This is a genomic window from Paenibacillus doosanensis (assembly GCF_025060755.1).
GTDB classification, from domain to species: Bacteria; Bacillota; Bacilli; order Paenibacillales; family NBRC-103111; genus Paenibacillus_S; species Paenibacillus_S doosanensis.
Genome location: NZ_JANYUY010000066.1, coordinates 1 through 26,102, shown reverse-complemented (window position 1 = coordinate 26,102; position 26,102 = coordinate 1). Strand labels below are relative to the sequence as shown.

Genomic DNA, 26,102 nt, shown 5'->3' with positions numbered 1-26,102 from the left:
GCAGCCTTTTTCCCGTTCAAGCCCCCCCTTACATCGAGTAATCCTGCTCCTGCCCTACCGGATGGGGGACGCTGTTCCGGTTATGCTTGCGGTAGCGGAGCGGGGTCATGCCGGTAACTTTTTTGAACGTCGTGTTGAAATGGGCGACATGCTCGAAGCCGGTTTTCTCCGCGATCGTCAGCACTTTCTCATGCGACTCGCGCAGCAGCCGCTGCGCTTCCTTGACCCGGATGAGCTGCAGGTACTCCCTGAAGTGAAACCCGGTCACCTTTTTAAACACGCGGCTTAAGTACGAAGTGCTGATATAAAATTGCTTGGCGGTCTGCTCCAGCGTAATATTTTCCTGAAAATGATGGTTCAAATGCGTGGCGATTTCCGATATTTTCTGATGCATCGGATGGGCGTACTGCAGCGGCTCCTGCTTGGCCTCCGTGCTCTGCCGGAAAATCTTGATCAAGAGCTGGCTCATCAGCGACTTGATATATTCGACGTAACCGTCCTGCTGATTCTCGCATTCCGTCAGCATTTCCCGGATCATCTGCTCGACGACCGGCTGCTCTTTCATTGAAAACCGGACGAGACTCGAACCTTGCGCGAACGGGAGGAAGCGCACCAGCGTCTGGGCGCCGCCGGGCGGCACGAACGTCTCCTTGAAATTAATCAGGATGCGTTCGAATTCCTGCACCTCGGAGCTCGTCGTTCTATGTACGTCGTAAGGGTTTACAAGAATCATGTCGCCGCGGCGGGCGGTATAGATGTTGCCGTTAATGAAGTAAGTCCGTTCGCCTTGAAGCAAAAAGTAAATTTCGTAAAAAGGATGAAAATGAGGCGTCGACATCGTCGAAAACCCTTTACGATACATGTATTGGATGGAAAAAGAGTCGTTCTCGATATAATATTTGGGTCCGAAAATGTCCGGCAAGAAAGGTGCCTCCTTTGCAGACAAAGTGTACATCCATTCTAACATTTCCGGCATCGGTATGGCGATGCGAATCGAAATTTTTATGGACAAGGGAAGCTTTGCCTATTTTGAGAAAAGAGTCTTGACAAAAGAAATAAATATGTCATAATGATAATATCAAATTGACAATATAAAGAGAAGCGGCAGGTGAAGCGAATGGATTCCCAAGATAACGAAACGACTTACCATGCCGATAAATACCGCACACCGGACGGAGCGCCCGCCGACATCGTCATCTTCACCATCACTTCAACGGAAAAGCAGGGGACGAAGAAATCGCTGCCCCACCGGGAGCTGCAGCTGCTGCTTATTAAGCGGAAGCAGTGGCCGTTCGCCGGACAATGGGCGCTTCCCGGGGGGTTCTCCAGGGAAACCGAGACGGTTCACGAATGCGCGCGCCGGGAGCTGCTGGAGGAAACGGGGGTGGCCGATGTGCACCTCGAATATTTCAACGTGTACAGCACGCCGAAGCGCGACCCGCGGGGATGGATCATCTCTCATGCATTTTTTGCTCTGGTTAATGAGAAGTACTTGGAGAAGCGGAGGGCGGCGGACGATGCCGCGGAGGTCCGATTGTTCTCTGTGCGAGAGGCGCTTTCGATGGAGCTTGCTTTTGACCATCGGCAAATCGTGCAGGATGCGTTAAGGCGTATCCGCGAGAAGATGCTGACGACGACGATCGCCAAGCAGTTTTTGCCCGGTCAGTTCACGATCGGCGAGCTGTACCAGGTGATTCAGACGGTTTGTCCCGATTTTGAAGAGCCGAACTTTATTCGCAAAATTACTTCCACCCAGAGCCGCAAAGGGCTGATTGAGGAAGTGAAGGATGCCGCCGGGCAGCCGCTCATGTCGAATAAATATTCTCAGCGCGCGGCGCAGCTGTACTGCTTCACGGGACTGGAGCCGCAGCTGTCGATTTACAGCTAATCCCACTATGATAAAAAAAGGACGGTGCCAAGATGAAAGCTCTTATTGTAATTGATTATACGGTGGATTTTGTCGTAGGGAAGCTGCCTTGCGGCCAGCCGGCTATCGACATTGAGGAACGCATTGCGGAGCTTACGGAAGAGTTCGTTCAGAGCGGGGATTTCGTCGTCATGGCGGTAGATTTGCATGATGAGAACGATCCGCTGCACCCCGAGTCGAAGCTGTTTCCGCCCCATAATATCCGCGGCACAAGCGGCCGCGAGCTGTACGGCAAGCTGAAGCCGGTGTATGAAGGCAGCCGGGAAGCGATCTATTGGATGGATAAAACGAGATACAGCGCTTTTTGCGGGACCGATCTGGAGCTTAAGCTGCGGTCGCGGGGCATCCGCGAGCTTCATCTCGTCGGCGTCTGCACCGATATATGCGTGCTTCATACGGCGGTCGACGCGTATAACAAAGGGTTCGACATCGTCGTTCACCGGGATGCGGCAGCCAGCTTCAATGCGGCGGGGCATGAATGGGCCCTGGGGCATTTTGAACATACGCTCGGCGCCAGCGTGGTATCCAAGTTTTAACCCGCCTTAGAAGAGGGAACACTGATTGGAATCCGGACGGATTCTGGAATAATTCGATAACGATATGACGAACTGTGGATGGAGTGATCGGCATGACCTACGATAACTTGACTTTGCATACGGATAAATACCAAATCAATATGATGTACGCGCATTGGATTCACGGCACGCTGAATCATAAAGCGGTGTTTGAAGTTTTTTTCCGCAAGCTGCCGTTCGGCAACGGATATGCGGTGTTTGCGGGACTCGAGCGGATCGTCCGCTACGTGAACAGCCTTCACTTCGACGATGCGGCGATTCAATATTTAAGCGAGCAGGAGGAGCAATACGATCCGGCTTTTCTCGATAAGCTGCGTGGGTTCCGCTTTGGCGGCAATATCAGCAGCGTAGAAGAGGGCACGATCGTATTTCCCAACGAGCCGCTCATCCGGGTGGAGGCTACGATCTTCGAAGCGCAGCTTCTGGAGACGGCGATGCTGAACTTCATGAACTTCCAGACGCTGATTGCTACGAAGGCTTCCCGTATTAGACAGGTTGCGCCGGACGATACGCTGATGGAGTTCGGGACGAGAAGGGCGCAGGAGGCGGATGCCGCGATCTGGGGGGCGCGGGCCTCGTATATCGCCGGGTTCGACGCTACGTCGAATATGAGGGCGGGCATGCTGTTCGGCATCCCGAGCAAAGGCACTCATGCCCATGCCTGGGTACAGTCCAACGATTCGGAGGAAATCGCATTCGAACGGTATGCGGAGGCGCTGCCCAATCAGGTGACGCTGCTGGTCGATACGTACGATACGCTGAGAAGCGGGGTTCCGAATGCGATCAAAATCGCCAAACAAATGGAACTGAAGGGGAAACGGATGGGCGGTATCCGGCTGGACAGCGGCGATTTGGCTTATTTGTCGAAAACGGCGCGGACCATGCTCGATGAGGCGGGACTATCGTATGTCGTTATCGTAGCTTCGAACGATCTCGATGAAAATATTATTTTCAACTTGAAGGCGCAGGGCGCCAAGATCGATAGCTGGGGTGTAGGAACACAGTTGATTACGGCCGCGGATCAGCCGGCTCTGGGCGGCGTATATAAGCTGGTTGCCCGGGAGAAAGACGGTGAGCTAGTACCGGTGATCAAAATTTCCGGAAATCCCGAGAAGGTATCGAATCCCGGCAGGAAGGACGTATTCCGGATCGTCAGCCGCGAAACGGGTAAAGCCGTGGCCGACTACGTGGCGCTCACCGGGGAGAACGAGGTACAGCAGGGCAAGAAGCTGAAGCTGTTCGATAAGGTGCATTCGTACATTTACAGATACGTGGATAATTACGATGCCAAGCCGCTATTGACGCCGATCTTCGTTGACGGCCGCCAGGTGTACGAACTGCCGACTTTGGACCAAATTCGCAGCCATCACCGGCAGCAGCTCGCCTTGTTTTGGCCGGAGTACTTGCGCAAGCTGAATCCCGCCGAATATCCGGTCAACCTGAGCACGACCGCGTGGGAACTGAAGATGGATTTGATCCATCAGTACCAAGCGTAACGTTTTGCCCCAGCCCGACGATCGGAAGCCGCTTGGCGACCGGGATATCGGGCTTTCGTATATTTTTTCCAGGAATATAATAAATGTGTTGATAACGCTTACCTAACGGCCGATTTTATAGTATAATGACATCAACCTGTGCAATAAGCACACGATCAATCCTACTTATAGGATCGGAGGAATCAAAATGAGAGTGCATGAAATTACAGTCGCTGCCGATTTTCAGCCCCAGTATTTGCAAATGGTCGTGCAAAAAGCAAGCCATTTCAGCTCGGATATCAAAATAAAGTTTGAGAAAGAAAACATACAGCTGGATGCCAAAAGCATTCTCGGAATGATGCTGCTTCCGATTCGCCAGGGCACCAGAATTACGATTCAAACGAAAGGAAGCGATGAAGAAGAGGCTATCGAGGCGATGAGCAGCCTGCTGGAAAAGCATTGATCGCTCGGCCCGCCATCGCTATCCCCCATACGACCGCCGTAGGAAAAGACCGCTGACGAAGGAAAGCGGTTATTTTTTTGCCGCAGAGATTCGTCCGCATACCGCCCAATACAGGAGCGCTCAACAATTATCGTTATGGAAGCATTGCCATAACAGCCAACGCCGCTGAATGTTAAACCCCTGCGCGGCGACAACGCCGCCCTAATTCCGCAAGTCTTTGTCTTGTCGCTATTATGCCCCTGCCGCTGCTGAGAATCGTAAAAAAACACAAGAAGACCGTAAATTTACCCCATGACCCTGCTAATGAAAACGTCTACAATAGGAAAAAAATGAAATTTAATCCACTGTTTGAGTAAGCGGTTAATCAAACATGAATTTGTACCTGAGAAGACGGAGGACATGACTATGAGACGCGCGGTTTCCAACTGGTTCGACCCGGTTTCGTACCGGATAGAGAAAGGGGTTTCTTACCTGGGGCCTGACAGGAAGGAACAAATGGACGTATATTTGCCCCAATATCCGGGAAATGAAACCTTTCCTTGTATTATCGTCGTACACGGCGGCGGCTGGGCGGCCGGCAGGCGCAGCGGGCTCAAGGATTTGCAGATTGCCGTCAATCTGGTGGCATGCGGCTATGTCGTCATGATCATCGATTGCGCCGTTGCCCGCCATTCCGTGGAACGTTGGAACCATGATCTGCTCATTCCGGGATGGCCGAATAACTTGTACGATTGCAAAACCGCAGTTCGTTTCGCCAAAAAACAAGCGGAAGCCTATCATATCGACCCCGAGAGAATCGGGATTATCGGCGGGGCGAGCGGAGGGCATCTGGCCTTGTTCGCCGCGTTTACCGCCAATCACCGGGGGCTGCTCGGAGAAGGGCTGTACGCCGAATATTCATCGAGCATCCAGTGCGCGGTTAATTTGTACGGTATCCCGGATGTGCTTACCTGGGGAAGCAAGAGCTTCAGCGGTGTGCCGCTTGCGCCGGCCTCGCAGGATCCAGCCTGGAGAGCGGCCGCCAAGCTTGAAGCCACCCGTCATAAGAGCAAGGATGTGCCACCGATGTTCATTGTCCATGGCGAACAGGATGAGGAGATTCAATTCCGGCTGTCCGACGAATTCGTCAACCAACTGAAGGAATTGAACACGGTTAGCCAGTATGCCGTAGAAGGAGCAAGGCAGCGTCTGCCGAGCAGGGCAGCTCCGGCCATCGATCTTAGGCCGCTGATCATCCGGTTTTTGGACGCCTATTTGAAATAACGAGATCCGCAGCCTCCGTGTTATATTTTAATGGCTTTAAGCAGTAGACGACTCCCTATAGGGGATTCGTCCATCTATTTACAAACCGCTGGTCGGTTTGTATAATGAGTTATATGCTTCATGTAAAGCATCATGATCGATCTCAAAGATTGCGGAGGAACTTATGAAGAGAGAATTGAAACGACAGCAGACTTGGCAGCTGCTGCTTGATACGACTCAGGAGCTGATTCGCGAAAAAGGCTGCGCCAAAACAACCTTCAGCGATATTATGGAACGGTCCGGACTGTCGAAGGGGGCGATCTTTCATTACGTCAAGAGCAAAGACGAATTGCTGGCTATGATTCTTCAGCAGAAGCTGGAGGAAACGAACAGCCGATTTTTCGAAGGGGTTATCCATGAAGACGGAGAGGTCCGGTTCGCGGGACCGATGAGCGCCATTGCGAACAGTTTGCCTGTACTGGAGGAATCGCGCGATATTACGAATCAAATTTTTATGTATTTGCTTGGCAGAAGCGATGAATCCGCGGTCGAGGAGATTAGGAGGTTTTACGAGCAGGCGGCTCAATTTTCGCGCAAATGGATTGAGACGGGACAGGAGCATGGAGTCATCCCGCAGAGTGTGAACGCCGACAAAACGGCCGATCTGTTCATGCTTATCTCCTTCGGTTTGCGTGTGCGCGGCTTTATCGCTTCGGATAAGAAAGCTTTTCAAATCGGCGATTTCACGAAATTAATGGTTGATATATTGCAGCCGGAGAAGAAAAGTGGTCGTTAATTATTTTAGGCGGAGGGAAAAAAGATGGCGCCATTCTATGCGTTGACGGGTTCTTTTGTATTGCTGCGGCTTGCGGGCTGGCTGGGCTGGGAGGCTATGAACGACTGGATTCATCCGCTGCGGATCGCGGTGGCGCTGATGTTCCTGCTGGCGGCCACGGCGCATTGGGGGAAGCGGCGGCCGGATCTGATTCGCATGGTTCCCGCGTCGTTGCCGAGACCGGACTGGATTATCTCGGCGACAGGCTGGCTGGAAGTGATCGGAGCCGCCGCCATCGTCCTGCCGGCAACGGCGCGCGCCGCCTCGCTATGTCTTGCCTGCATGCTATTGCTGATGTTTCCGGCCAATATCAGGGCGGCCAGGAACGGCTTGACGCTTGCGGGCAAGCCTGCGACGCCGCTGCTGCTGCGTACGGTGCTGCAGATCGTCTTTTTGGCGGCGGTGCTGACGGCAGGCTATCCGGTAAGCTAAAGACAGTGGGGGTTCGGCTTTAAGCGGCATGATTCATGCTGCAGCTTCCCGTCAAGCGCCTGCATCAGGATCAAAGCCAAGGCCTCGCGTTGCGGGGCTATTTTATGTAATAAAGAGCGTTTCCCGTTGGCGATAAAAACTTCAGGTGAACGCGAAAATGAAGATTGACTTCAATACGATATATCGTTATTATGAATATAACGATATATCGTATTCTTTTATTAAGGGAGAGATTGCATTGAAAAAGCATTTCGCAGATCATGCAAGGTATCGTATGAAACGAGGCGGCCGAGAGGAGCATTGGCCGTTTTACGGCGACCATCATCATCGCAGAAGAGCTTTTCCGCCTGACGGGGGCCGGGAAGTTTATTACCGGCACGGCTTCCGCGGCGAAGGACGCGGGGAAGGCAGAGGCGGCGGCAAGCGGTATTTCGGCCGCGGCGACGTCAAGTTCGCGCTGCTGGAGCTGCTTGCCGCCGAGCCGATGCACGGCTATCAGATTATGAAGGCGCTGGAGGAAGCGTCCGGAGGACTGTATGTGCCGAGCGCCGGCTCGATCTACCCGACGCTGCAAATGCTGGAGGACCGAGAGTGGGTTCGCTCCGGCGAGCAGGACGGCAAGAAGGTGTACCGGATTACCGACTTGGGACAGGAAGCCGTATCCGAGTGGAAAGCGAAGGGAGAGCGGGAAGAACCCCGCGGCAGAGGACACAGACAGGAGCGCCGCGCCCAAGCGAACCCGGCCGAACTGATGGAGCTTCGGGAGTCCGGCAAAGACACGTTAAAGCAGATTTTGCTGGCGGCGCGGGGAGGCGCCCTTCAGCCGGAGCAGCTCGCCGCTCTGCAGCAGCTTTTCCGTCAGCTTAAGACCGATGTCGATCACATTTTGACCGTGCAGCAACCCGATCAGGCCGACTCGGTTAGCGGTTCCGGTTCATCCGATTCGGATACGGAGCAAGAGCCGCGCCCGTAACGGCATAACGGAGCGTAGCGCAGGCCTGTTGAAATGAAAAGCAGAATAGTAACACTCTAAGACGCCGTCAAGGCGTCTTTCTCGTTGTTTAGGAAATGATGCGCAGCCATATCCTGTGGAAATCCGGGTTCTCCCCCGAAAGTAAAGTCTACCCATAGAACGATCCCAGAGGAATGGTTAGATGCCGATCCAGCTTAGGCTGGATGCGGACGGAATAAGCTTCAGAGCATCACGTCACTTTTTGGGGATTTGTTCTATTTAAGAACGAAAAAGCGCAAGGTGCTGGTATCTTTTTTTGCAGGTTACGAATAAATCACAACCCTTTCAAGCGCTATGAAGAAAAAAGTGCAAAACAGTTCTGGAAACTGTCCATTGAATTGCGGCAATGTCTATGATAGATTACGATAGTGATAATGATTATCATTTACACGTCAATATGCCTTAACATTACCACGAACAAGGCGGATAGGATGAAGCGATGAAGGGATTATTAAAGAACGAGCTCTGGGAGAAGCGGGAGCTGACGATTTATGTACCGCCGACATACGGCTCAAAGCCGGATAGGGCTTATCCGGTCGTTTACGTTCATGATGGAGGCAATTTGTTTGACCCGAAGTACAGCGAATCGTTAACTGTGCTGGAGCGGCAGTTCGTAAGCGGGGAGCTCAGGGAGCTGATTCTCGTCGGAATTCGGCCGCTGCAAAGGCTGGATGAATATACGCCTTGGCCCGCTCAAGCGCTTTCGGCCAAATTCGCCGACTTCGGAGGCCGGGGGGGCGAATACGCCGACTTGATCGTTCGGAAGCTGATCCCTTATATCAGGGAGCGCTATGCGGTTCTGGAAGGACCGGAGCATACCGCAATGGCGGGGGCTTCGCTCGGAGGCTTGATCTCAATGTATGCGGCGTACTTGCACCCGGATCGATTCGGCCGGATCGGGTCGATTTCGGGCTCGTACTGGTATCCCGGCTTTGTCGATTATATGCGCGCCCATTCGTTAGAGGATAGAGCGTATCGCCGAATCTATATGGATGTCGGCAGCATCGAGGGCAAGCAAATGTATCCGCTGAACCGGCAGGTGCACGCTCTGCTGCGGCAAATGGGACATGACGATGACCGTCTGCGGTTCGATGTCGAAGAGGGAGCGGCTCATGATCCGTCGCTGTTTCCGATGCGATTGCCGAAGGCGCTTCAATGGCTGTTCGCCGACCGAACAGGTAAGGACAAGAAAATAAGATAAAGAGAGTGCAACGCTTATGCAGCTTAAAAAAAATTTGCCGGCCGTCATTTTATGGTGCTCGCCGGCCGCCATCATTTTGACGATCGTATTATCCATCATGTACGGAGCCAAAGATATCGACTCGGCGACTTTGTGGGATGCGCTGGTTCATTTTGATCCCGGCAACGTCAACCATCAGATTGTCGTGAACTCGCGACTGCCTCGGGTTATCGGGGCTTTGCTCATCGGAGCCTTCCTCGCTATTTCGGGAGCCATCATGCAGGGGATGACCAGAAACTATCTGGCATCCCCTTCCATTATGGGGGTGTCCGACGGTTCAGCCTTCGCCATCACGGTGTGCATGATCTGGCTGCCGAATTCTTCTTCCATCGAGATGATTTTATACTCATTTGTCGGCTCGGCGCTCGGCGCCGGCATCGTCTTCGGGCTGGCGTGGCTTCTGCCGGGAGGGATGTCCCCGGTGCGTCTGGCCATCATCGGGACGATTATCGGCACGTTTCTAAGCAGCTTTTCGGCGGCGATCTCGACCTATTTCCAAATATCGCAAAGCATCAGCTTCTGGTATAATGCCAGGCTCCATCAAATGGACCCGCACTTAATCAAGCTGGCGCTCCCGTTCGGATTGGCGGGGATCATCGCCGCTCTGCTGATTTCCAGGTCGATCACCATATTATCGCTGGGAGACGAAATATCGGCCGGTCTGGGACAGCGAACGACGGCCGTGAAGGCGGCCGCAGCGCTGACCGTCGTCGTTCTCACCGGAGTCTCCGTCGCGCTGGCCGGAAAGATCGGCTTTGTCGGGCTGATCATCCCGCATATTACGCGCTTCCTGATAGGAGGCATCGACTACAAGTGGATCATTCCGTGCGCGGGCGTGCTGGGCGCCGTATTCTTAGGATTATCCGACGTGCTGAGCCGGTTTCTGAATTATCCGTTCGAAACCCCGATCGGCGTCGTGACTTCCGTGATCGGCGTACCGTTCTTCCTTTATTTGGCGAGAACGAGAGGAGGCGGCAAGCATGCGTCTTAATTCAGGAAAACGGCTGGCGGCCGTGCTCGCGATCGGACTATCCGCCGTGATCTTGGCGATGTATGTGAGCGTTACGAACGGAACGTTCGATATTACGGCCGCCGATGTTATCCGCACGCTGCTTCGAATCGATCCCGTGCCGGAGCACGATCTGGTCATTTTGGAATTCCGGCTGCCGCGCATCGTGATCGCCGCGCTCGTCGGCATCGGGCTCGGCGTCGCCGGCGCCGTCATTCAGGGAATTACCCGCAACGGACTGGCCGATCCGGGGATATTGGGCATTAACGCCGGAGCGGGGACGGCAATCGTCTTGTTCATGTTCTTCCTCCAAGGGCAGCTCAAAGGTGCCGGCTGGCTCGCCGTCATGACGATGCCGCTGTTCGGTTTGGCCGGAGGGCTTGGCGCTGCGGCGCTCATTTACGCATTCTCCTGGAAAAACGGGCGCTTGGACCCGCAGAGGCTGATTTTAACCGGAATTGCGATCGGTACGGGGCTTGGCGCCGTCTCCTTGTACCTGACGTTAAAGATGAAGTCGACCGATTTCGAAATGGCGACCGTCTGGCTTACGGGCAGCATATGGAATGCGAATTGGCAATATATTGCGGCGATTATGCCGTGGCTTGTGATCGGGGTTCCGCTCATCTGGAGCCGCTCCCGCATACTGGATTTGTTCCAACTGGAGGAGGGCAGCGTGATCAGCCTCGGCGTCTCGGCGGAGAAGGAGAAGGCGCTGCTGCTCATCGCCAGCGTCGGCATCGTCAGCGCTTGCGTTTCGGTATCCGGCGGCATCGGCTTTATCGGCTTAATGTCGCCGCATATCGCCAAACGGCTCGTCGGGCTGCAGCACCGCCATATCATTCCCGTATGCGGCATGGTCGGCATGCTGCTGCTGGTCGTCTCGGATCTGATCGCCAAGACGGTCTTCGCTCCGGCGGAGGTTCCTGTCGGGATCGTCGTCGCTTTGATCGGCGTGCCTTATTTTGTCTATTTGCTGTATAAGGCTAAAGCCTGAGCGAGGGGGCCCGGGCGGGCGTTCTTGGAATATGCAGGAAGCAGAAGGCCGAGCTTGGCGGTCAAAATCGGAGCCCGCATCGTCTGGGTGCGCGTTTTATCGGGAAAAGCGCCCCATTTGGCGGGAAAATGGCGGTTGACTTGCCGTCAAGCCATGTTATAATCTCTGAATACGCTTCGTAGCGCCGGATTATCAAGCCCGCTATAGAAAAAGACAGAGAGAGGAAGATAGGCTGTGGAGAAAACCGCTGCGAAAGCAGCACCTGTAGCTTCAACGGTATTTCCGATTATATTTGCCATCAGCATCGTTCATTTGCTTAACGATTCGATGCAGTCGACCGTGTCGGCGTTATTCCCGATATTGAAGGATACGCTGCAGCTGTCGTATACGCAGATCGGACTCATCGCGTTTGCGATGAATATGACGGCTTCGTTCCTGCAGCCGGTCGTAGGTTTGTATGCGGACATTCGTCCGAGGCCGTACATATTGCCGGTGGGGGTCTGCTTTACGCTGATCGGCATTATTGCGCTGGCGCTCGCGCCGAACTTTGCCGTCATCCTGCTGGCGGTGATCGCGATGGGGGTAGGCTCGGCCGTATTCCACCCCGAATCGTCGAGGGTCGCTTATTTGGCGGCCGGGGGGAAGCGCGGGCTCGCGCAGTCGATATTTCAGGTCGGCGGCAACATCGGCAGCTCGCTCGGCCCGATCATGACGGCGCTGATCTTCGTGCCCTTGGGGCAAATCGGGGTCATCTGGTTTACGATTGCGGCGATCATCGCGATAGCGATCCAATATTATGTAGCCGGATGGTACGGCAAGCAGCAAATTCAGCCGAGACGTTCATCCAAGGCCAAGAGCGCCGGGGAACGGACGACGTCGCTTACGCAGCTGCAAATTACGATCGCGATCGTCATCCTGGTATTTCTCGTCTTCTCCAAACATGTGTACATGTCGAGCATTACGAGCTTCTACACCTTTTATCTGATTAATGATTACGGAGTAACCGTCGAACACTCGCAGATGTATCTGTTCGCTTTCCTCGTCGCTTCGGCGGCTGGCACGTTCTTCGGAGGACCGCTGGCGGACCGTTACGGGCGCAGAAACATCATCTGGCTGTCCATCTTGGGGACGGCGCCGTTCTCGATTTTACTGCCGTATGCGAATTTGTTCTGGTCCGGCGTGCTGTGCGTCTGCGCGGGCTTCGTGCTCTCATCCGCATTTTCCATTATTGTGGTATACGCGCAGGAGTTGCTGCCGGGCAAAGTCGGACTCGTTTCCGGTTTATTCTTCGGTCTTGCGTTCGGCCTCGGCGGCCTCGGTTCCGCCGTGCTGGGCTCGATCGCCGATGCGACCAGCATTGCTTTCATCATGAAGCTGTGCGCATATTTGCCGCTGCTGGGCCTTCTCGCCGTATTGCTGCCAAAGGACGAGACCGTGCGCGGGCTCTAAGCTCATATTTCGCTGTGCCAAGCCGCAGACAAGGCCGTCCTTGTTGTGCGGCTTTTTTACAGGGTGAAGGCATTGAAACCCGCGGGACGTCAGGATGACGCTTCGTGTAAAAAACTAACACGGCATGCGATGAAGACATCCGCAGCTTACGCAGCTACCGGTTCTGATGAAGGGGAAAGGTTGTTTATAATCAAAAGCTACCATGAGAATGTTTGGTCCGGATGCTATCATATTGTATAACTGCGGTTAACGGATCGGAACGTAGAGCGGTACGAGCCCTTCGGCTTGTTTCTTCGCGATGAAGACGGAACGGTGCAAGGAGGGGCGACCGGCGCGCTGAAATGGAATTATTTGAAGGCGGATATCGTTTGGATCGACGAGAGTTTGAGGGGACAAGGGTTCGGAAGCAAGCTGCTGCAAGAGATGGAAAAGATGGCGACAGAGCGGAGATGCGATTTCATCGAGCTGGATACGTTCAGCTTTCAAGCTCCCGATTTCTATATGAAGCACGGTTATGAAATCATCGGATTCATTGAGGATGCGGTGAACTTGAACTTGCAGCAGCTGACCTCCCGGTCATTTGGGCGGCAGCTGCTTTCTGTTCGGCGTTTTTACGATTTCGTCAATCTCCAGGCGAACAAATCTTCCAAGTGCCGCAGCAGCTCCGCGTTGTCCTTGCCCAGGGTAACCAAGTAGTTATACATTCCCTGGATAATGATTTCATTCGGGTCCTCTTTCTTCAATTCCCCGATTAGAGCCTCCAGCGATTGCAGCATCGTATCCGATGCGCGCTGGTCCTCGATATGGGTGTCGATCCACTGTTTGAACCGTTCCACCTTTAGCATCCAGGTGCTGCTTTCGCCGCACAGTCCCATATTTCGCAGCATGTCGATGGAGGAGAGGATCGGCCCGTCATTTTTGCGCAGCATGCCTTGAACCAGATCATCCAGCCGCTCGTACAGGAAGGAAGCCAGCTCCTCGGGCTTGCGCGCCACATGGTAGCTTAGGCAGTAGAACATATAGTCTTTCATCATGCTGTTCAGCAGAACCGCGCAGTCCAGCGAATGCTTCTCGATCGGCGGACCGTAAATGGCGATGATGCGGGTCTGATACCAGCCCATAATTTGCAATGTCGTCTGCAGCAGGATGTCTTTAATCGTTTCGTTCTGAATGAACGCGGCACCGTTGATCTGCATCATCGAGAGAAATTCCTTGTTGCCCATGATGATTTTCATCTGAAGATAAATGGCTTGCTCCAGAACTTGTCTGGGGGTTGAGGAAGGATTGGCAAGCGCTTGATTCATCCCATTGGAAATGAGATCCAGAAAATGGTTGTAAATCGAGATAAGCAGCTCTTCCTTGGAATGAAAATATAAATAAAACGCACCCTTGGATACGCCGGCAAGGCTGACGATATCCTGAATCGAGGTGGTGTGGTAGTCCCTTTCTCCGAACAGCTTAATGGCAGATTGAATGATCTGCGCCTTCTTATCTCTCATCAAAATCCCTTCCCGGTTTCACATAGTCTATTACAGTTGATTGTATACGCAGCGGTAAAATTAGTCAAGAAAATGACCGACTGGTCAGTTTTAATATTTTTGACGTATTTTTTTACTGAAAAGTGTTGAAAATATTGGGTTTATTGTTTATATTACAATATGAATGACTGGTCAGTGTAGATGGTTAAGATGTTTGTTAACGATTTTATCTTTACTGCAGCCGATCATTACAAGAGAAAATGAAGAGGAGAGGACTATGCATTTTGCGCCGCAAAGCTTTGCTGAAGTAAAACAATATGTCAGCAACCATATGTCTCTTCTGCTGGAGGCGGACGGTCACAGCCCTCTGGTCGGGAGAATATTGGCGTTGCTGTTGTTTGCTACGGAACCGGTCAGCCTGCAGGAAATCGCCGAGCAGCTGAAAGTGACGCGAGCGGCGGTCAGCGTACATATCCGTTCAATGGAACGCAATGCCTTATGCCACAAAGTCGCAACGAGCAACGACCGCAAAAATTACTACTACATATCCGACGATGTCGATCTCTCCGCGATCCGCGCGTTTAAGGACAGGATTACGGCTACGCGGTCGATGGTCGATACGGCTTTGACCGCCTGCGACATGCTGCCGGACGTCCACCCTGAAGAGATGGAAGCCCATGATTTGCTCAAGCGCCGATTTTGCGAATTCGCCGCATTGAGCGATCTGCTGATGTCGCAGCTGGCGGAACTGGAGGAGAAGTGGAAGGTCATGAAGCAGCAATTGGGGGAACGTTAAGTTAGCATATCCGTGATCGATCCTATATTTTTGTAGTTGTAGTTGGAGCAGTCAGCAGTAGGAATGGAGGAGTAGAGAGATGAACAAGTTAACCCATTTTTCCTTGAAAAATGCTGCGGCCGTCATCATTATGAGTGTTCTTTTGTTCGTAGCGGGGGCGTTCTCGGCATCGCAGCTGAAGCAGGAAAGCATGCCGGATATATCGCTGCCGGTCGTGTTCGTAAGCACGGTGTATCCGGCTCCGCCCAAGGATGTGATGGAGGACGTAACGAAGAAGCTGGAGAAGCGGATCGTCGGGATCGAAGGCTTGAAGAAGGTAACCTCGACCTCGAACGACGGCTTCTCCGCCATTACCGTGGAGCTGGTCAACGGCCGCAAGCCGGATGACGCGAAGCGCGACATCGAGAGCGCGATCGCCGACATCAAGCTGCCGTCCACGGCTTCGCAGCCCAAAGTATCCAAGTTCGGGAGCAGCGATTTTCCGGTATTTTTCGGAGCCGTCAACGGCGATAACGGGATGAACCAGGAAGAGCTCAACCGGATTTATAAAGATACGATCGAGCCGACGCTCAGTGCGATGAAAGGGATCGACCATGTCGACTCCGTAGGCCAGCAGGAAGCGACGCTGAAGCTGAAGCTGGACATTAACGCGCTAAGCAACTATGGCATGACGCCGTCGCAAGTCCAATCGGGCATTCAGGCGGCTCTATTGACAAGTCCGGCAGGTACGGCGGATTTCAACGGCAGCGAGCAGATGGTGCGGATTCAGAGCGATCTGAACACGATCTATAATCTGGAAAATATGAAGCTGACGACAGCCACGGGGGAAACGGTGCTGTTGAAGCAAATTTCCAAAGTGGAGGCGATCTCCGACTCCGAATTTATCGACCGGCTTAACGGAAGTCCGGCCATCGGGATCACGCTGTACAAGAGCAAGGATGCGAACACGGTAGAGTTCTCTAACGACGTGAAGAAGCTGATCGCCGAATGGGAGAAAGAATTTCCGAATATTCATTTCACTACCGTATATAACTCCGCGAACGATGTAGAGAAGTCGATTCACGGGATGCTTAAGGAAGGCATATCGGGGGCCATCCTCGCATCGGTGATGATTTTGCTCTTCTTGAGAAATATTCGGATGACATTGATCGTTTTAGTCTCGATTCCGCTGTCCATTTTGACTACGCTGTCGATTATGGCTCCGCTCGGGATTACGCTTAACATTATGACGCTGGGCGGCCTGACGATCGCGGTCGGGCGCGTCGTGGACGACAGTATTGTCGTTATCGAGAATATTTACAGCGAGCTGCAAAGAGCGCATGAACGCAACGAGTCGGTTATTAAGCTGGCTACCGCGCGCGTAGCGTCTGCGATCACCTCGTCGACGATTACGACGGCGGGCGTGTTCCTGCCGATTGCGTTTGTCGGCGGGATTCTCGGGGATATATTCCGTCCGTTCGCCATTACGCTTGTTGTCGCGCTGATGACCTCGTTGATCGTCGCGCTGACCGTCATTCCGATGCTGGCGAAGCTGCTCGTGCTGAACAACAATAATATTAAGCTTCATGACGAAGAAAAATTGGGTAAGTTTTCCAGTAAGTACAAGAAGTTTCTCGAATGGTCTTTGGACAACCCGAAGAAAACCGTTCTGGTCGCTTTTCTCATATTCGTTGTAGCGATAGGCGGTACGGTGCCGTTCCTTCCCGCGGCTTTCATGCCGGACAGCGCTACGGATAAACAGGTGATGTTCACCTTGAAGCTGCCGCGCGAGACGTCGATCGAATCGATGGATCAGAAGGTGAAAGAGATTGAAGCGATGCTGAAGGAAGAGAAGGATTCCGCCGGTCAGCCGGCTTTCGATTATTTCGAATCGATGGTCGGTTACGATCAGAACAATACGAGCGGAGAGCGCGTGTCGTATAAGGCGATGATCATTGGGTCTTTGTCTCAAGCTTCCGACGCCAAGCAAATGTCCAAGGCCTATGCGGACAAAATTTTGTACATGGTGCCTAAAGGCTCCGAGGTCGAAGGCAGCTTGATGAGCGGCGCGATGTCCGGCTCGGGCGACGATTTCGCTTATTTGCTCAAAGGGGACGATCTGAACCAGCTGATGGCGGGAGCCGAGCTGATCAAGGAGAAGATGAAGCAGTTCCCAGAGCTGGAGGAGATCAAAGATAACCTGAGCGAGAAAAAAATGCAGGTCGAAGTAACCGTTGACCAGAACAAAGCGAGAGCTTACGGACTTTCCTCGGCACAAATTCTGGATACCGTCCGCGTCTGGCTCGGCAAGGTAGATATCGGAGAGCTGAAATTCGATAATACCACTTTCAAGACCCAAATGATGATTCAAGACGATTTCAAAAATTCCGTCGACAAAATCGGCTTGTTCCAAATTACGACGCCGACCGGCGCCGTGGTGAATCTGAACGAAGTCGCCAAGATCAAACAAGTCGACGCGCCTGCGGCAATCTCCCGCGAGATGCAGGAGCAGTTCGTGAAGATTACGGCGAAGATCGACAGTAAAGATAAGGGCGGAGTCAGCGCCAAAGTCGCCGAAGAATTGAAGAAGGTAGAGCTTCCGAGCGGAATTCGGGCTTCGGTTCAAGGGGTTAGCGACGATATTCAGGAGAGCTTCGGCCAAATGGCGGTCGCCATGGTAGCCGCGATTCTGCTCGTCTATCTGGTTATGGTCATTGCATTCGGCAACGCCAGCGCGCCGTTCGTCATCCTGTTCTCCTTGCCGCTGGCCGCTATCGGAGGTTTCCTCGGATTGCTGATCGCCGGCGAGTCCCTCAACATTACTTCGTTGATCGGCTTCCTGATGCTGATCGGGGTCGTGGTGACGAACGCGATCGTGTTGATCGACCGCGTGCAGCAGCTGCGCGAGGAAGGAGCATCCGTCAGAGACGCTTTGGTGAAGGCGGGTCTCACGCGTTTGCGCCCGATTATAATGACGGCGGGAGCAACGGTCATTTCCTTGCTGCCGCTCGGGATCGGCTTGTCCGAAGGCTCGCTGATTTCCAAAGGTCTCGCCGTAGTCGTTATCGGCGGTTTGACGACCTCCACCGTGCTTACCTTGGTCGTCGTGCCGGTCGTGTATGAAATTATCGATGCGATGAAAGTCCGCGTCATCCGGTTCTTGTACAGAGGCAAAAACAAAGGGAAAGCGGAAGCCAAGACGGGCATCGCCCATTAATTCGATCAAAGCTTCGATCGCAGAAACGACAAGGGAAAGGGAGAATCGTTCAATGAACCATATATTTTCAAACTCGGTGAAAAAGAATCTGAGCGTCGTCGGAGCTCTCGTCATAAGCGCGGCTCTGTTTGCAGGATGCAGCGCCAAGCCGGATGCGCAAGCGCAAAGCGCTGCGGAGCCGCAGATCAAAACGGTCAAAGTGGAAAAAGTGCAAAAGCAAAAAATCGCCGATCCGCTGGAACAGGTCGCCGATATCGTATCCTCGCTGCAAATCGACGTCATTGCCAAGGCGGGGGGCGACGTACAGGAATTGGTGAAGAAGCGGGGAGATATGGTGGAGAAAGGGGAGGTCATCTTCCGTCTGGACCCTACCGATGTGCTCATCGGCAAGGAGAAGGCGCAAATAGCCGTAACCGGAACCCAGCAGCAGATGGACAAAGCGCGTCAAGATTTGGCGGATTCCAAGCTGGAGCTTCAGAACGCCATTACCAAGCAGGAAACCGCGATCAAGGATGCGGAGAAAAATTATAACAAGATGCGCAACGATTACGACCAAGGTCTCGTTACGAAATTTCAGTTGGAGCAAACGGAAGATCAGCTGAAAAACCAGCGGCTCGATCTGGAAAGCAGCCGCAGCAAACTGAAAACGCTGGAGAACACCAACTCGCTCTCCCAGCTGGAGCAGGCTCTGCAATCGGCGAACGTATCGATTCGCGAGGCGGACCGCACGCTGGAAAATATGGAAGTGAAAGCTCCGGTCAGCGGCATCATTACCGACCTGCCCGTCGAGACGGGCATGACCATCTCCGCCGGTTTCAAGGGAGCCCAGGTGCAGCAGCTCGATCCGATCAAGATCAAAGCGGAATTGACGGAGAGCTCGGCGAATCTGGTGCGCGGCAAGCAGGAGCTGACCTTCTATGTTCCGGGAACGACCGATAAAATGAAGGGCAAGGTCAGCTACCTCGCCGATGTGATGAGCGCCAATTCCAAATCGTATTCTTTGGAGCTGGAGGTGCCTAACGCCGATCGCAAGCTGAAGCCGGGCATGAAAGCGCAAATCCTGCTGACGGATGATCAGGATCAAGTCGTCGTTGCCATTCCGACGCTGAGCGTCGTTCGTGAAGGCGGCGAAACGTTCGTCTTCGTGCTTGCAGGCGATCAGGTCGAGAAGCGTAAGGTCGAAATGGGCCGGTTGAACGAAACGAACCAGGAAGTGCTTTCCGGTTTGAAGGAAGGCGAGCAATTGGTCGTCTCCGGTCAGCACCAGTTGAAGGATCAAGAAAAGGTTCAGCTGGCTCAATAAAAATTCAAGGAGGAGAAACCATGAATCCAAAGTTGAAGAAAACCGCCGCCGTCATGATTTTATCAGCATCGCTTATGAGTACGGGATATTCGGCTTTTGCAGAAGAGACGACTCCTGCGGTCGCTGCAGAGGTGAAGGCTCAGACCGTCTACCCGCTCACCGATCAGCTGGAAGTTGAAGTGAAGAGTATATTGAACGAACATGTTCCGGAAGGGACGCGAATCGGCGTCGTCGTCCGGATGAAAAATAACTATTCCGATTTTGTCCGCGTTCCCGAGTACGAGCTAAGAGTCAAGACAGAGGACGGCACCGAATACAAGCTGGAGCCGAGCGCTTCGAACGCCAAGGCGATTCAGTCCAAGGCAAACACGGAGCTGAGCTATATGGCGGTCATCGACCGTACCGATGATGTCGCGCTCTCCGAAGTCAACTGGACGGACGTAGATTACTACGTATATCCGAAGAAACAGACGCTCATTCTCGCCATTCCGGTTGCGGGCCAATCGTGGCAAGGAAGCGATATGCAGATTAAAGACGAAGCCGCCGTCAAGAAGTGGTCGGATTCGTTCAAAATTCCATCGCTCATCTCGCCGATTCAATATACGCCGGTGAACATCGACAAGCAGTCGACGGAGCAAGGAACGGTGTACGTCGTGCAGCTGCTGGCCTACAACCCGACGGACAAGCGCGAAACGGTACCCGACTTCCTCGTCGACGGGAAGACAGGAGCCAAAGTATTTTCCGGCAAGCGGGTGGAGGAAGGCCAAGTCGTATTGGAGGGCAAGGAAGAGAAATACATCCACTATGCGATCCCGACGGAACAGGATACGGTGTTATCGAGCCTCAACGTGCTGACGACCGAGAACTTCACGCAAGCTCCGGCATCCGCAGGGGCCGCTCCCGAGGTCGTGAAATACAATGTAGGGAGACTGAACATTTTGCTGCCTTCGCAAACGTTGGGCAACAGCTACGAGACGTACGCGATGGGCAGCGCGATGAAGTTCGACAGCCGCAGCGAGCTGATTCACCCGGATATCGACGTATCGCTGGTGGAATTCGAGATGCAGGATAACGAAGAGGAAGGCAACAAAAATGTGACGGCCAAGTTCAAGCTGTACAACAAGAGCGATCGTCCGATGGCGATTCCCGTATTCGATGCCGATCTGGTCAGTGCGGAAGGCTATGAATACACCGGCAAGCGGCAGACGATCACGGATTCGCCGATACTTCCGAACGGCGGCATCACCGTGAATTACTCGTTCGCTCTGCCCGTATCCGAGTCGGGGCAAGGCTTGGCTATGAAAATCGGCGATCCGAAGACCGCGGCGCCTTACAAGACGACAATCGCCGCCTATCGGGTTGCGCTGCAGCAGCCGGAAGACGGCGCCGTCAAATTCAACGTTTATCCGTTCCGGTTCGATCTGACCCACTGGGATATTTCGTTCCAGTTCAATTCTCAGACCTTCGAATATTCTTACAAAGGCAAATTCTTTATGGATATCGAGCGCGAGCCGAACGTCCAAGTGGACGCCAACTTCTCGAAGCTGCAGTTCGAGCTGTATGACTCGGCAGGACGTCTGGTCGGCACCAGCACGAATTCGTTTATCGGACCGAACCGTCTAGTCACCGGAGAGAACAATATCGTATTCAAAGGCACTTCCCAGCAGTTCGACGCTCCGTTGACGTTGAAAGTGTACGAGGTCTATACGACCGCAAGCGGCGAGTCGAAACGTCTGGTTACTCAGCTTACGCAATAATCCTAATTTTTCCAGTGCAAGAAAGAAGAAGCCGCAGCGAATGCTGCGGCTTTTTAACTTTTGTATGCGTCAATGAATAAGCTCGATAGAAGAATCGCTGGAGGCTTGGATTAACAACCCGTCGTCGGATATGAGCAGGCGAGAGACCGGCTTCGCTGCTTCCAGCAGCAGTCGACCAGAACCGTCCAGCAGTACGACGCCGTAGTCGGCATTTTCGCCGAGTCGGCATACGAGCCGATTGTGAAGCGCTCGCACCTCTGCGACCGGCGTTTTCCATACAAGCGGGTCATTTCCGCTAGGATCGGCCTGATACAGGTCGAATCGGTTCGCTTCTTTCTCGGTTGTATAAAATACATGTCCGTCGATGCTGTCAAACCAGGACACGGCATAGTCGGACCATTTCATTTCGCCCGTCCCGTCCAGTGCCGACGAGTACAATGCGTTGTCCTTGTCTTTTACATAATATAGCTTGTTATCGATAACGCGAAAGCGGCTGACGCTTGAGCTTACGATTTTCTCGGTCGCATTCGTTTCGAGGTTGATTCTGTAAATGTTATTGGCATCGGATTCGCTGCGTGAAGCAAGCACATACACATCGTCCCCGATGACGGCGGTATAGGCAGCATCGCCGCCGGTTGGTAACGACCAACTGCCGTTGAACGTAGCCGCGTACATCAATTTCGGATCTCCAATACGTTTACCGTGCGTGTCGTCCTGCCCCGGCGGCGCCAAATACAAGTTGCCGCCTTCGAACGCCGAAGCCCCGAGACGAAGGATCAGCGTGCCGTAAGGCGTGTCGTGGAAATTCAGATACCCTTGATGTACCAGCTGCGCTTTCCCGTCTTCGCCGATTTTTACGAACTCGTCGTGACCCATAATTCCACCCCCGAGGTGATAGGTCAACCACAGCGTATTGTCGCGGATTTGAAAGGATGCTTGCTTCTGCAATCCTTCCGAGGTTTGGACATTGTAGGAATAAATCTCTTCCTTGTCGGACGGCCGCTGGGCGGAAGCCCTATATACATGGTTTGTCGTATCCGTCGTCTCGATGAAATAATAATACCCCTTGAACAGAGCGACGTCGTTCTCGCCGGCAGCCGCAGGAAGGTCCGCTATTTGCACCTGCGGGTTATCGGATGTGATGCTAAGGCCGCCGGCATCGTCCCACTGGTAATTCCATCCAAATTGGTCGTGCGCAAACCGCCACGTCATCGGGAAATAGGTGACATTCCGGAAGCTCAGCAACGGATAGTCTTCCTTGGCATTGTCGATCGCCTTACCGTTGATCGTGACGGTCGATGCGAGAACTTCAGCCGTATAGGCGGCTGCGTTGCGCTGCTCGGACTTGTACGGCATATAAGGGGAGGTCACCGGTCCTTGCTGAATGTTTAAACCTTTGTCCGGCGACCAATTCGCCTCCAGGCCTAGAAGTCTGGTATCGTACCACGTCATCGGGAAATAGGTGATATCGCGGTACACCAGAAGCGGGTATTCGCGGTACTGATTTTCCACCTTATGTCCGTTCAGGCTCACTGTAAAATTTGGCAGCGTCACCTTCGCGCTCCTATCGGCGGCTTGGCTATGCCCGGCAGGCGCCAACAAACTCATGCATAATGAAAAAACAAGCGTATAACCGGCCCATTTGTTTCTCAACGTTTGCGTCATCTCCTCTCTAGTGATTTAAACGTGCGAATTGGCGAAATGTTACGGATTGCATACGTAATATTGTGTTAGGCAGGAAAGTTTGGTTATAAACGCAATGGACCTTCGTTTTTTATGGTAAAATACCCACAATAAGGGAGGTTCGGATATGAATATAGAAACGATATTGGTTCCGTATGAAGAAAAAACGGTACTTTACAATCTCATCCAGTTATATCGTTACGATAGCAGCGAGTTTGACGGACATGTGCTTAACAATCATGGGTTATACCTATATAAATACTTGGATCATCAATGGACAGACGAATACCGGCGACCGTTTATAGTACAAGTCGACGGACAGATTGCCGGCTTTGTTTTAATGATTCTGGATGTACCAAAGGAATATACGAAATTGAGTTCATCCGAGAAAACACATGTGGTAAGCGACTTCTTTATTATGAGGAAGTACAGGCGCAAAGGTGTCGGCAGAAAGGTAGCGTACTCATTGTTCGAGCAGTTTACCGGCACATGGGAGATCAGGCAAACACTGGCCAACAAGCCTGCATATGCATTTTGGAAACAGGTCATTTCCCAGTATAAGCCAAACAACTCTTACCAAGAGAAAATTTTGCAGGATGAGAAATGGAATGGCCCTGTATTTGTATTTGAAATCTAGAAAGGACGGAAATCCCAATGAAAGCGCTCATCCTATCCGATATTCACAGCAATATTCAATCTTTACGCGCCGTATGGGAACGGGAAAGTGATAGCGATATCATATATTGTACAGGGGATTTGGTCGATTGCGGCCCTTTTCCGGGCGAGGTGATCGATTGGGTACGCAAGCATCAAGTGATTTGTACCAAAGGCAATCATGACGAGAGGATTATCGCGCATTATCATTCACGCATCAAAATGGAAGATTTACCGGACAACAAGGGAAATTGGGCCTACCATAATGCAGGCTGTCTCAATGACGAAGAAATTCGCTTTTTGCAGGAATTGCCCGAATCGGTCGAGTGCCGTATGGATGGCTTTCATTATTGCATGAAGCACCAATTTGGCGAAAAATATGAAACCATCGAAAGCATTCATCAGCTCCGGCATTTCTGGTCGAAACACACCGCGGCAGTCGAAACCCACTCTCAAGCTAAAAGAGTCATATTCGGGCATACCCACTGGCAGGCGGTCCAATATCTTAAAGATGACGAGCTGTGGATGAATCCGGGCAGCACTTCTTATCGCCCCACACGCCAGAAGGAAGACCGTTCGCTGGATGCGCATTATATCACCATCACGGACGGCCAAATCCGTATGAAAAGCGTCGACTATGATGTTACGCCGCTCATCCGGGCTTCCGCAGAGGTTCATTTGCCTTCGTATTGGGGGTGAAAAAAGAGGTGTTTAAAGTGTCCGATGTATACTATCCTCCCCAAGAATCGAATGGCGGGTGGAGAATGAATACAGCAATGGTAGCTTATCTAATGATTTGCCTAAAGATGCGTTTGCACTAAGGGGAGCCGGTCTTAATATTATTCTGATCATCCCAAGTATGGACTTGATTGTTATCAGGACGAGCATGATGAAGCGGTGAACCCGCTGTCTATTTCTCTGGGAAGGAGATTAACGAGTTGGAACCTTTTTTTCAGTTTGATACAGCAGAGAACAGGCAAGCCCTGCTTTCACGTGCAAGAGACGTTGTTCTAACAGCGCTGCGACAGTACGAGCTAGAATGGAATTCCATCCGCTTTATTCAATTGTCAGATACCATTACATACAAAATAGAAACGACTGCATCAAAAAGCTATCTGCTCCGCATTCATTCGGAACGAATGAATAAAGAAGAGATTCGCTCTGAGCTCGTATTTCTCGATGAATTAAAAAACGTACATGGTTTACTTGTCCCTACAGGAATTAAGAGCCTTAATGATTCTGATATACTGGAATGTGCTACCAAAGAAGGCTTTAAAGAACCTCTTGTCACCTTAATGAATTGGGTTGATGGAGAACATTTAAACGGAAAATGTACGGATGATCATCTATATAGTATGGGCGCTATGATGGGCAAACTTCATGTAGCTTCAACTCGTTTCGTTGCGCCTCATGATTTTATGCGACCTCATTGGGGCATCAACAGCCTTAGAACCGACATCCAAAAACTAGAACGATATTATCCAAGATTTTTATCAACCAATGCTTGGAGTCTGTATCAATCAGCTTTTGATAAAATTGCATACCAACTTGAAGTTATGCATCCAACGGATCAGAACTATGGGCTTATTCATGCTGATTTACATACTGGAAACATTGTTTTTAATAACGGACAACCTTATCCGATCGATTTCGGAAGATGCGGCTACGGGTACTTTTTGTACGACATGGCAGGGGCTTTGTTAGAACTTTCCCCGAAACAACGGCAGTTATTTATTCAAGGTTATGAAAGCGTTAAGAGTATAGATGGGGATTATATTTACGAGTTGGAATGTTTTTTCATCATGTTCATGATCGAAAATTACTGTCATCATTGCTCCGATCCCAATGAAACTCCGAATTTGATCCAAGAGCAACAATATGCCCAGGCATATATCCAAGAGTACTTGGACGATAATTCATTTCTGTTCAAGATGGTAGAGCCTATAGAAGTTGACGAAGTTAATAAAGGAGAAACACTATGAAAGATCCAAGAGTTGAACAACTCGCTAAAAATCTTATTGAATATTCAGTTAGGCTGCAACCGGGGGAAAAACTATTAATTGAGCTTGAAGGATTAGAGATTCCTTTGGCTAAAGAGTTGATAAGACAAGCTTATGCTGTCGGTGGAATTCCATTTCTGTTAATCAATAATCATGAATTATTAAGAGAACTACTAATGGGCTGCAATGAAGAACAATTAATAGCAATGGCAACCTACGACTTAACTAGGGTAAAAGAAATGCAGGCTTACATCCTCATCAGAGCCGGAGAGAACATGAATGAATTGAGCGGTGTCTCTCCTGAGAAGATGGCGCTATATCGAAAGCATTATTCTCAAAAAATCATCGGCAGACGCTACAACCGTACGAAATGGTGTATACTTCGTTACCCTAACCATGCCATGGCACAGCAAGCTAATATGTCCACTGAAGATTTTGAGGATTTTTATTTTAATCCTGAATTTCGAAAGTACTGCGCATTAAAAACATAAAAAGGGCTCCAAATCTTTGGTAGAATGGTGTTTGTCCAGGACAACATCACCCAAAGAGAGGAGCACCTTTTAGGTGAAGTCTACCACACCG

Annotated in this window: 24 protein-coding genes; 21 read left to right on the top strand and 3 right to left on the bottom strand. The window is 51.9% G+C overall.

Going from position 1 to position 26,102, the window contains the following annotated elements:
• Positions 1 to 28 precede the first annotated feature (28 nt).
• Positions 29 to 913, bottom strand: coding sequence for an AraC family transcriptional regulator (locus N0M98_RS29805; RefSeq protein WP_249866528.1), 885 nt, complete (start codon positions 911 to 913; stop codon positions 29 to 31).
• Between the two features lie 204 nt (positions 914 to 1,117).
• Here N0M98_RS29805 and N0M98_RS29800 point away from each other — a divergent pair, with 204 nt between their 5' ends.
• The 13 genes from N0M98_RS29800 to N0M98_RS29740 all read left to right on the top strand — a co-directional run bounded on the left by N0M98_RS29800 (position 1,118) and on the right by N0M98_RS29740 (position 13,349).
• On the top strand, positions 1,118 to 1,888 hold the full coding sequence (locus N0M98_RS29800; RefSeq protein ID WP_259620052.1) for an NUDIX domain-containing protein: 771 nt from the start codon (positions 1,118 to 1,120) through the stop codon (positions 1,886 to 1,888).
• A gap of 32 nt (positions 1,889 to 1,920) precedes the next feature.
• On the top strand, positions 1,921 to 2,463 hold the full coding sequence (locus tag N0M98_RS29795; RefSeq protein ID WP_259620051.1) for a cysteine hydrolase family protein: 543 nt from the start codon (positions 1,921 to 1,923) through the stop codon (positions 2,461 to 2,463).
• A gap of 92 nt (positions 2,464 to 2,555) precedes the next feature.
• Positions 2,556 to 3,998, top strand: coding sequence for a nicotinate phosphoribosyltransferase (locus tag N0M98_RS29790; RefSeq protein WP_259620050.1), 1,443 nt, complete (start codon positions 2,556 to 2,558; stop codon positions 3,996 to 3,998).
• Between the two features lie 187 nt (positions 3,999 to 4,185).
• Positions 4,186 to 4,440, top strand: coding sequence for an HPr family phosphocarrier protein (locus N0M98_RS29785; RefSeq protein WP_249863014.1), 255 nt, complete (start codon positions 4,186 to 4,188; stop codon positions 4,438 to 4,440).
• 405 nt (positions 4,441 to 4,845) lie between these two features.
• Complete coding sequence (locus N0M98_RS29780) at positions 4,846 to 5,703, top strand: alpha/beta hydrolase (protein WP_249863015.1); 858 nt, start codon at positions 4,846 to 4,848, stop codon at positions 5,701 to 5,703.
• 163 nt (positions 5,704 to 5,866) lie between these two features.
• Positions 5,867 to 6,478 (top strand): TetR/AcrR family transcriptional regulator, encoded by a 612-nt coding sequence (locus N0M98_RS29775; protein WP_259620049.1) that lies wholly within the window; start codon positions 5,867 to 5,869, stop codon positions 6,476 to 6,478.
• A gap of 24 nt (positions 6,479 to 6,502) precedes the next feature.
• The gene (locus N0M98_RS29770) at positions 6,503 to 6,949 is read left to right on the top strand and encodes a DoxX family protein (RefSeq protein ID WP_259620048.1); all 447 of its coding nucleotides are present in this window, start codon (positions 6,503 to 6,505) and stop codon (positions 6,947 to 6,949) included.
• 157 nt (positions 6,950 to 7,106) lie between these two features.
• Complete coding sequence (locus N0M98_RS29765) at positions 7,107 to 7,922, top strand: PadR family transcriptional regulator (protein WP_259620047.1); 816 nt, start codon at positions 7,107 to 7,109, stop codon at positions 7,920 to 7,922.
• A gap of 478 nt (positions 7,923 to 8,400) precedes the next feature.
• A complete protein-coding gene (locus tag N0M98_RS29760) occupies positions 8,401 to 9,162 on the top strand; it encodes an alpha/beta hydrolase (RefSeq protein WP_259620046.1) in 762 nt (253 codons plus the stop codon).
• 16 nt (positions 9,163 to 9,178) lie between these two features.
• Positions 9,179 to 10,192 carry a FecCD family ABC transporter permease gene (locus N0M98_RS29755; protein ID WP_259620045.1) on the top strand — a complete coding sequence of 338 codons (1,014 nt, stop codon included), beginning with the start codon at positions 9,179 to 9,181 and terminating at the stop codon, positions 10,190 to 10,192.
• A gap of 58 nt (positions 10,193 to 10,250) precedes the next feature.
• Positions 10,251 to 11,204, top strand: coding sequence for a FecCD family ABC transporter permease (locus N0M98_RS29750; protein WP_375295566.1), 954 nt, complete (start codon positions 10,251 to 10,253; stop codon positions 11,202 to 11,204).
• Positions 11,205 to 11,438: 234 nt separating this feature from the next.
• Positions 11,439 to 12,653 carry an MFS transporter gene (locus N0M98_RS29745; protein ID WP_259620044.1) on the top strand — a complete coding sequence of 405 codons (1,215 nt, stop codon included), beginning with the start codon at positions 11,439 to 11,441 and terminating at the stop codon, positions 12,651 to 12,653.
• A gap of 285 nt (positions 12,654 to 12,938) precedes the next feature.
• Complete coding sequence (locus N0M98_RS29740; protein ID WP_259620043.1) at positions 12,939 to 13,349, top strand: GNAT family N-acetyltransferase; 411 nt, start codon at positions 12,939 to 12,941, stop codon at positions 13,347 to 13,349.
• On the opposite strand, the gene N0M98_RS29735 is transcribed toward N0M98_RS29740, so the two are convergent.
• Positions 13,265 to 14,152 (bottom strand): TetR/AcrR family transcriptional regulator, encoded by an 888-nt coding sequence (locus N0M98_RS29735; protein ID WP_249863024.1) that lies wholly within the window; start codon positions 14,150 to 14,152, stop codon positions 13,265 to 13,267. The two genes, N0M98_RS29740 and N0M98_RS29735, sit on opposite strands and share 85 nt — an antisense overlap.
• Before the next feature lie 193 nt (positions 14,153 to 14,345).
• Here N0M98_RS29735 and N0M98_RS29730 point away from each other — a divergent pair, with 193 nt between their 5' ends.
• The 4 genes from N0M98_RS29730 (at position 14,346) to N0M98_RS29715 (ending at position 21,183) form a co-directional block, all read left to right on the top strand.
• The gene (locus N0M98_RS29730) at positions 14,346 to 14,927 is read left to right on the top strand and encodes a GbsR/MarR family transcriptional regulator (protein ID WP_259620042.1); all 582 of its coding nucleotides are present in this window, start codon (positions 14,346 to 14,348) and stop codon (positions 14,925 to 14,927) included.
• 79 nt (positions 14,928 to 15,006) lie between these two features.
• Positions 15,007 to 18,123, top strand: coding sequence for an efflux RND transporter permease subunit (locus N0M98_RS29725; RefSeq protein WP_249863026.1), 3,117 nt, complete (start codon positions 15,007 to 15,009; stop codon positions 18,121 to 18,123).
• Positions 18,124 to 18,175: 52 nt separating this feature from the next.
• Positions 18,176 to 19,426 carry an efflux RND transporter periplasmic adaptor subunit gene (locus N0M98_RS29720; protein WP_249863027.1) on the top strand — a complete coding sequence of 417 codons (1,251 nt, stop codon included), beginning with the start codon at positions 18,176 to 18,178 and terminating at the stop codon, positions 19,424 to 19,426.
• 20 nt (positions 19,427 to 19,446) lie between these two features.
• Positions 19,447 to 21,183, top strand: coding sequence for a hypothetical protein (locus tag N0M98_RS29715; RefSeq protein WP_249863028.1), 1,737 nt, complete (start codon positions 19,447 to 19,449; stop codon positions 21,181 to 21,183).
• 69 nt (positions 21,184 to 21,252) lie between these two features.
• On the opposite strand, the gene N0M98_RS29710 is transcribed toward N0M98_RS29715, so the two are convergent.
• A complete protein-coding gene (locus N0M98_RS29710) occupies positions 21,253 to 22,836 on the bottom strand; it encodes a DUF5050 domain-containing protein (RefSeq protein ID WP_259620041.1) in 1,584 nt (527 codons plus the stop codon).
• A gap of 157 nt (positions 22,837 to 22,993) precedes the next feature.
• On the opposite strand from N0M98_RS29710, the gene N0M98_RS29705 reads away from it, so the two are divergent.
• From N0M98_RS29705 to N0M98_RS29690, 4 genes are all read left to right on the top strand, one after another.
• Positions 22,994 to 23,503: a GNAT family N-acetyltransferase gene (locus N0M98_RS29705; RefSeq protein WP_259620040.1), complete on the top strand. Its 510-nt coding sequence runs from the start codon at positions 22,994 to 22,996 to the stop codon at positions 23,501 to 23,503.
• Between the two features lie 17 nt (positions 23,504 to 23,520).
• Complete coding sequence (locus N0M98_RS29700) at positions 23,521 to 24,219, top strand: metallophosphoesterase family protein (protein WP_259620039.1); 699 nt, start codon at positions 23,521 to 23,523, stop codon at positions 24,217 to 24,219.
• 239 nt (positions 24,220 to 24,458) lie between these two features.
• Positions 24,459 to 25,502, top strand: a complete 1,044-nt coding sequence (locus N0M98_RS29695) for a phosphotransferase enzyme family protein (protein WP_249863032.1) — start codon at positions 24,459 to 24,461, stop codon at positions 25,500 to 25,502.
• Positions 25,499 to 26,011 (top strand): aminopeptidase, encoded by a 513-nt coding sequence (locus N0M98_RS29690; protein WP_259620038.1) that lies wholly within the window; start codon positions 25,499 to 25,501, stop codon positions 26,009 to 26,011. The genes N0M98_RS29695 and N0M98_RS29690 overlap by 4 nt, the downstream gene beginning before the upstream one ends.
• Positions 26,012 to 26,102 lie beyond the last annotated feature (91 nt).

Coding starts and splice junctions, on each gene's coding strand:
- N0M98_RS29720 (WP_249863027.1), top strand. CDS start 18,176: ATGAACCATATATTTTCAAACTCGGTGAAAAAGAATCTGAGCGTCGTC.
- N0M98_RS29690 (WP_259620038.1), top strand. CDS start 25,499: ATGAAAGATCCAAGAGTTGAACAACTCGCTAAAAATCTTATTGAATAT.
- N0M98_RS29770 (WP_259620048.1), top strand. CDS start 6,503: ATGGCGCCATTCTATGCGTTGACGGGTTCTTTTGTATTGCTGCGGCTT.
- N0M98_RS29785 (WP_249863014.1), top strand. CDS start 4,186: ATGAGAGTGCATGAAATTACAGTCGCTGCCGATTTTCAGCCCCAGTAT.
- N0M98_RS29750 (WP_375295566.1), top strand. CDS start 10,251: ATGTATGTGAGCGTTACGAACGGAACGTTCGATATTACGGCCGCCGAT.
- N0M98_RS29705 (WP_259620040.1), top strand. CDS start 22,994: ATGAATATAGAAACGATATTGGTTCCGTATGAAGAAAAAACGGTACTT.
- N0M98_RS29765 (WP_259620047.1), top strand. CDS start 7,107: ATGAAGATTGACTTCAATACGATATATCGTTATTATGAATATAACGAT.
- N0M98_RS29795 (WP_259620051.1), top strand. CDS start 1,921: ATGAAAGCTCTTATTGTAATTGATTATACGGTGGATTTTGTCGTAGGG.
- N0M98_RS29725 (WP_249863026.1), top strand. CDS start 15,007: ATGAACAAGTTAACCCATTTTTCCTTGAAAAATGCTGCGGCCGTCATC.
- N0M98_RS29780 (WP_249863015.1), top strand. CDS start 4,846: ATGAGACGCGCGGTTTCCAACTGGTTCGACCCGGTTTCGTACCGGATA.
- N0M98_RS29800 (WP_259620052.1), top strand. CDS start 1,118: ATGGATTCCCAAGATAACGAAACGACTTACCATGCCGATAAATACCGC.
- N0M98_RS29735 (WP_249863024.1), bottom strand. CDS start 14,152: ATGAGAGATAAGAAGGCGCAGATCATTCAATCTGCCATTAAGCTGTTC.
- N0M98_RS29715 (WP_249863028.1), top strand. CDS start 19,447: ATGAATCCAAAGTTGAAGAAAACCGCCGCCGTCATGATTTTATCAGCA.
- N0M98_RS29760 (WP_259620046.1), top strand. CDS start 8,401: ATGAAGGGATTATTAAAGAACGAGCTCTGGGAGAAGCGGGAGCTGACG.
- N0M98_RS29790 (WP_259620050.1), top strand. CDS start 2,556: ATGACCTACGATAACTTGACTTTGCATACGGATAAATACCAAATCAAT.
- N0M98_RS29755 (WP_259620045.1), top strand. CDS start 9,179: ATGCAGCTTAAAAAAAATTTGCCGGCCGTCATTTTATGGTGCTCGCCG.
- N0M98_RS29700 (WP_259620039.1), top strand. CDS start 23,521: ATGAAAGCGCTCATCCTATCCGATATTCACAGCAATATTCAATCTTTA.
- N0M98_RS29775 (WP_259620049.1), top strand. CDS start 5,867: ATGAAGAGAGAATTGAAACGACAGCAGACTTGGCAGCTGCTGCTTGAT.